Source organism: Variovorax sp. P4_D9, from assembly GCF_056401695.1.
In genome coordinates this window covers 1-5768 of the sequence record NZ_JBFUIU010000577.1, presented here as the reverse complement: position 1 = coordinate 5768, position 5768 = coordinate 1, and the positions used below count along the sequence as shown (strand labels likewise).

The window sequence follows — 5768 nt, the reverse complement described above, 5'->3', positions numbered from 1 at the left end:
ATCGAGGCGGAGGGCGGCAGGGCGATAGCGCTGCAGGTCGATCTCGGCGATGAGGTCTCGGTGCTTGCGATGGTGGAAGCCACCGCCTCGCGGCTCGGCGGCCTCGACATCCTGCACAACAACGCGGCCGACACACGCCTCTCGTCGACATGCGACCGGCCGGTCGCCACCGTCCACACCGAGGTCTGGGACGCGATCCTGCGCACCAACCTGCGCGGCACGATGATCGCGTGCCGGGCGGCGATCCCGCACCTGCGCCGGCGCGGCGGGGGCGCGATCGTCAACACCAGCTCGAATGCGGCGCTCGCCGGCGCGCTCTCGCACAGCGCCTACAGCGCCTCCAAGGCCGCGATCAACTCGTTGACGCAGAGCGTCGCGACCCAGCACGGCAAGGAAGGCATCCGCTGCAACGCGATCTCGCCGGGACTGATCGTCACGCCATCGACGAAGGACAGCTATGCCGCCTCCGGCGTCGGCGAGATCATGCTGCGGCACCACCTCACGCCGCGGCTCGGGCGGCCCGAGGACATCGCTGCCGCCGTGGTCTTCCTCGCCTCCGACGAGGCCGGATTCATCACCGGCCAGGTGATCTGCGTCGATGGCGGGTCGCTGGCGCACCAGCCCTATGTCGCCGACTTCGTCGATCGAGAGGCAGCATCGTGAGCGACCTGGCGCAGCGCCTCGCCCGCGTCGAGGCAGAGCTCGCGATCGGGCAACTGCCCGCGCGCTACGCCGTCGCGGTCGACTCACGCAATGTCGATGCCCTGGTCGCGCTCTTCGCCGCCGATGTGGACTGCGGCCGCTGGGGCACCGGGCGCGAGGCCCTGAAGCGCTACTACGCGAGCCGGCATGTGCTGACGGGCTTCTACCGCTCGGTCCACCTGGTGTGCGGCCAGACGATCGACCTGATCGACCCCGATCATGCCAAGGGCACGGTCTACTGCCGCGCCGGCCACGAAGACAAGGACCACTGGATCGAGATGTCGATCTGCTATTTCGACAGCTACGTGCGCAGCGAGGGCATCTGGTGCTTCGAGCGCCGCGACGAGAAGCACTGGTACTCGACCGACTGGCAGCAGCGCCCCAATCGCGGCGAGGGTGCGGGCTTCCAGAACTGGCCCGGCAAGTACGAGGGGCCGAAGTTTGCGCCGCAGCTGCCGCATGCCTGGCCGAGCTGGGCGGCCTATTGGGAGGCGCAGGGCGACGAGGCCCGGGGTGCGGTGACCCATGCACCCTGATTCCGTATCCACGAGGAACTGACGCATGCGCAGAGCAGCCATCGTCTCCCCCTTGCGCACCGCCGTCGGCGCCTTCGGCGGCAGCCTGAAGCCAATCCCCGCCGACCAGCTCGCCAGCGCCATCCTGAAGGCGCTGGTCGAGCGCAGCGGCATCGACCCGGAGCGCATCGACGAAGTGGTGATGGCCCAGTCCTACGGCAACAGCGAAGCGCCGTGCCTCGGCCGCTATGCCGCGCTCGATGCCGGCCTGCCGGTCGCGGTGCCGGGCATGACGCTGGATCGGCGCTGCGGCTCCGGGCTGCAGGCCGTGATCGATGCGGCGATGCAGGTGCAGACCGGCGCGGCCGATGTCGTCGTGGCCGCCGGCGTCGAGAGCATGAGCAACATCGAGTACTACACGACCGACATGCGCTGGGGCTCGCGCGCCGGCTCCGTCACGATGCACGATCGCCTGCAGCGCGGTCGCGAGCGCTCGCAGCCCGAGCATCGCTTCGGCTATATCTCCGGCATGCCGGAGACCGCCGAGAACCTGGCGAAGGACTACGGCATCTCGCGCGAGGCCGCCGATGCCTTCGCGATGCGCAGCCACCAGCGCGCCGCCGCTGCCTGGCGCGAAGGCCGCTTTGCGGACGAAGTGGTGAGCGTCGCGGTGCCGGCGAAGAAGGGCGAGCCGCTGCACTTCGCACGCGACGAAGGCATCCGTGCCGAGACCTCGATGGAGACGCTGGCGAAGCTGAAGCCGGTGCTGAAGGGCGGCACCGTGACCGCCGGCAATGCGAGCCAGCAGAACGATGCGGCGGCCGCCTGCCTGGTCGTCGCCGAGGACAAGCTGGCCGAACTGAAGCTCGAGCCGATGGCCTGGGTGATCGGGTGGGCCGCCGCCGGCTGCGAGCCGTCGCGCATGGGCATCGGCCCCGTGCCCGCGGTGAAGAAACTTCTGACGCGCACGGGCCTCTCCTTCGACCGGCTCGACCTCGTCGAACTGAACGAAGCCTTCGCGGCGCAGGTGCTGGCGGTGCTGAAGGGCTGGGACTGGAACGGCGCCGACCGGCTCAACGTCAATGGCGGCGGCATCTCGCTCGGACACCCGATCGGCGCGACCGGCGTGCGCATCCTCGCGACGATGCTGCACGAGCTGAAACGTCGCCGCGGGCGCTATGCGCTGGAGACGATGTGCATCGGCGGCGGGCAGGGGCTGGCCGCGCTCTTCGAGCGGGCCGGGTCGTGATGAGCCTCGAGTCTCGTGAAGCCGGGTCCGCGTATTGACACTGCGAAGTCCGAGCGTTTATATTTCAGAACATCATTCAATTAATGATACCTGATGACCGGCGAGGTGGCACGCGGCCGGCGCAGCTAGACCAGGAGAGACACACTGTGGATACCGCCGTGAAGCCCAAGGTGCGCGTGGACTATGTACCTGCCGAGCACTACATCTCGCGCGAGATCGTGCAGCTCGAGAAGCGCCTGCTGTGGCCCAAGGTGTGGCAGCTCGCCTGCCGCCTCGAGGAGATCCCCTTCCCGGGCGACTACGTCACCTACGACATCAACGACGAATCGGTCATCGTCGTGCGCCAGACGCCGGAGACGGTCCGCGCCTTCTACAACGTGTGCCAACACCGTGGCCGGCGCCTCACCGAAGGCTGCGGATCGGCCGCCAGGCTGCAGTGCCGCTTCCACGGCTGGCAATGGAGCCTCGACGGCAAGGTCATCCGCATCGTCGATCGCGAGGACTGGCAGGGCTGCCCGGACATGGGTGACGAGGACTTCTCGCTGCCCGAGATCAAGGTCGACACCTGGGCCGGCTTCGTCTTCGTCAACTTCGATCCGACCTGCGAGCCGCTCGCCCGGCACCTGGCGCCGGTGCCGGGGTACACCGACTGCTACGAGTTCGAGAAGATGCGCTACCGCTGGTACAAGTCGGTGCGCCTGCCCTGCAACTGGAAGGTGGCGCTGGAAGCCTTCAGCGAGGGCTATCACGTCTTCGGGACGCACCCGCAGCTGCTCGATTCGCAGGGCGACGACGTGACGCGCAGCTTCACCTTCGGCCGGCATGGCATGTTCGGCTACCCGACGCCGGCGCGGCTGCCGGGGGCGCCGTCGCCGCGCACCGGACGGCCGGTGCCGGACGACGTGCGGCCCGGCATCGTCAAGTTCTTCGCCGACCTGGAGGACCAGCTCAAGGCGATCACCACCCAGCGCGACTTGGAAGCCGCCAGGCGCATCCTCACCGAGTGCCCGGCCGACACGCCGCACGTCGAGCTGCTGATGAAGGTGGGCCAGTTCCAGGCCGAGGCCGCGATCGCCGAAGGGGCCGGCTGGCCGAACATCACGGGCGAGCAGATCTACAAGGCCGGGACCGACTGGCACGTGTTCCCGAACATGATCTTCCTGATGTCGCCCGACGGCATGCTCTTCTACCGCGCCCGGCCCGACGGCGACAACCCCGACTCCTGCTTCTACGACATCTGCTCGATCGCCCGCTACGCGCCCGGCGCCGAGCCGAAGCTGCAGCGCGAGTTCTATTGGGGTGCGGACGACTGGAAGATCGACACCGTCGAGCGCTTCGGGCTGATCCTGTCGCAGGACTTCGCCAACATGACCGAAGTGCAGAAGGGCATGAAGTCCCAGGCCTTCCGGGGAGCGCGCACGAACCCGCTGCAGGAGTCCGCGATCTCGAACTTCCACCGCGCGCTGCGCGAGATCTTGTTCGAAGAGCCGAGCGGCGCCTGAGGACCAGATGACGACCAACGGAACCTGGGACGAGGCCTTCGACTTCGTCATCGTCGGCAGCGGCGGTGGCTCGATGTGCGCCGCGCTCGCGGCCAAGCAACTGGGCAAGCGCGCCCTGATCGTCGAGAAGCAGCCCCTGATCGGTGGCTCGACCGGCTTTTCCGGTGGCGTCTGGTGGGTGCCGAACAACCCCGTGATGAAACGCGCCGGCGTGGCCGACAGTGCCGAGCGCGCGCGGCAGTACCTCGATGCCGCCGTCACCTACCAGGGCCCGGGAACCAGCCCCGCGCGGCGCGACGCATTCCTGCGCAACGGCCCGAAGATGGTCGAGTTCCTCGAAGGCCAGGGCATGAAGTTCGTCTATGCCGACGGCTGGTCCGACTACTACGACGAGCTGCCCGGCGGCGAGCCGCGCGGGCGCTCGCTTTTGGCCGAGCTCTTCGACACGCGCGAGCTGGGCGAGTGGGAGTCGAAGCTGTCGCGCTACAAGGGCTTCAGCTTGCCGCTGCCGACCGACCAGTTCCCGTCGCTGATGCTGGCCAAGCGCACCTGGGGCGGCAGGAAGACCGCGCTGTCGATGGTCGGGCGCATGCTGAAGGCCAAGCTGACTGGTCGGCGGCTCGCCGGCGCCGGTGCGGCGATCCAGGGCCGCATGCTGCAGATCGCGCTGCGCGAGCAGCTGCCGATCTGGACCGGATCGGCCCTCGCGCAATTCATCGTCGACGGCGATCGCGTCGCCGGTGTCGCGGTGCAGCGCGGCGGCCGGCTGGTGCGCGTGCAGGCGCGCCAGGGCGTGCTGATGAACGTCGGCGGCTTCTCGCGCAGCGCGGCGATGCGCGAGCGCTTTCAGCCCCAGCCGAACTCGGCCGCGTGGACCAATGCCAACCCCGGCGATACGGGCGAGGCGATCGAGCTGGCGATGTCGCTCGGCGCCGCGGTGGACTGCATGGACGAAGCCTGGTGGGTCGTGACCTCGCTCGCGCCGGATGGCCAGCCGCCGAAGCCCGGCGGCTATGCGGCCGACGGCACGCCGCTGCCCTTCATGCATCACCTCGACCTGTCGCTGCCGTATTCGATGATGGTCGATCAGCTCGGCGAACGCTTCTGCGACGAGGCCGGTGCCTACATGGAGATCGGCCAGCGCATGTACCGGCGCCAGCGCGAGACCGGCAAGGCCGTGCCGAGCTGGGTCATCATGGACAGCCGCCAGCGCGCCTACTACCCCTGGGGCACCGCGCAACCCGGCCAGGTGCCCGAGGAATGGCTGAAGAGCGGCTACATGATCAAGGCCGGGTCGATTGACGAGCTGGTGAAGAAGACCGGCATCGACGGGGCAGGGCTGGCGCGGACCCTCGAGCGCTTCAACGGCTTCTGCCGCAGCGGCGTCGACAGCGATTTCGGCCGCGGCTCGCGCGCCTTCGACCGTTGCCATGGCGACCCGACCGTGACGCCGAATCCCAATCTCGGCGCCATCGAGAAACCACCGTTCTACGCGGTGCGCATGTACCCCGGCGACGTCGGAACGGCCGGCGGCGTGGTCACCGACGAGCATGCCCGCGTGCTGCGGGAGGACGGTTCGGTCATCCAGGGGCTCTATGCCACCGGCAACTGCACCGCCTCGGTGGTCGGGCGCTGCTATCCCGGCGCGGGCGCGAGCATCGGCGCCTCCTTCACCTTCGGCTACATCGCCGCGCACCATGCACTGGGCGCAGTGCAATGACATCGACCAGGAGCCATCCATGACACCAGACACACGCGTCGACCAGGCCATCCTGGTCGACATCTACCGCCGCATGGCGC

5 protein-coding genes are annotated in these 5768 nt (G+C 68.7%); all 5 read left to right on the top strand.

Annotated features, from left to right (window positions below):
* A partial coding sequence (locus tag AC1DY5_RS39325; protein WP_478119871.1) for an SDR family NAD(P)-dependent oxidoreductase occupies positions 1–663 on the top strand: 663 nt, incomplete at its 5' end.
* The gene (locus tag AC1DY5_RS39320; RefSeq protein ID WP_478119870.1) at positions 660–1238 is read left to right on the top strand and encodes a nuclear transport factor 2 family protein; all 579 of its coding nucleotides are present in this window, start codon (positions 660–662) and stop codon (positions 1236–1238) included. The genes AC1DY5_RS39325 and AC1DY5_RS39320, both read left to right, overlap by 4 nt.
* Before the next feature lie 25 nt (positions 1239–1263).
* Positions 1264–2466: an acetyl-CoA C-acetyltransferase gene (locus tag AC1DY5_RS39315; protein ID WP_478119869.1), complete on the top strand. Its 1203-nt coding sequence runs from the start codon at positions 1264–1266 to the stop codon at positions 2464–2466.
* A 146-nt stretch (positions 2467–2612) separates the two neighbouring features.
* Positions 2613–3968: an aromatic ring-hydroxylating oxygenase subunit alpha gene (locus tag AC1DY5_RS39310; protein WP_478119868.1), complete on the top strand. Its 1356-nt coding sequence runs from the start codon at positions 2613–2615 to the stop codon at positions 3966–3968.
* Between the two features lie 7 nt (positions 3969–3975).
* Positions 3976–5688 (top strand): FAD-binding protein, encoded by a 1713-nt coding sequence (locus AC1DY5_RS39305; RefSeq protein WP_478119867.1) that lies wholly within the window; start codon positions 3976–3978, stop codon positions 5686–5688.
* Positions 5689–5768: the final 80 nt, after the last annotated feature.

Excerpts from the sequence above, each read along its gene's own strand:
- AC1DY5_RS39315 (WP_478119869.1), top strand. The coding sequence starts at position 1,264 with ATGCGCAGAGCAGCCATCGTCTCCCCCTTGCGCACCGCCGTCGGCGCC.
- AC1DY5_RS39305 (WP_478119867.1), top strand. The coding sequence starts at position 3,976 with ATGACGACCAACGGAACCTGGGACGAGGCCTTCGACTTCGTCATCGTC.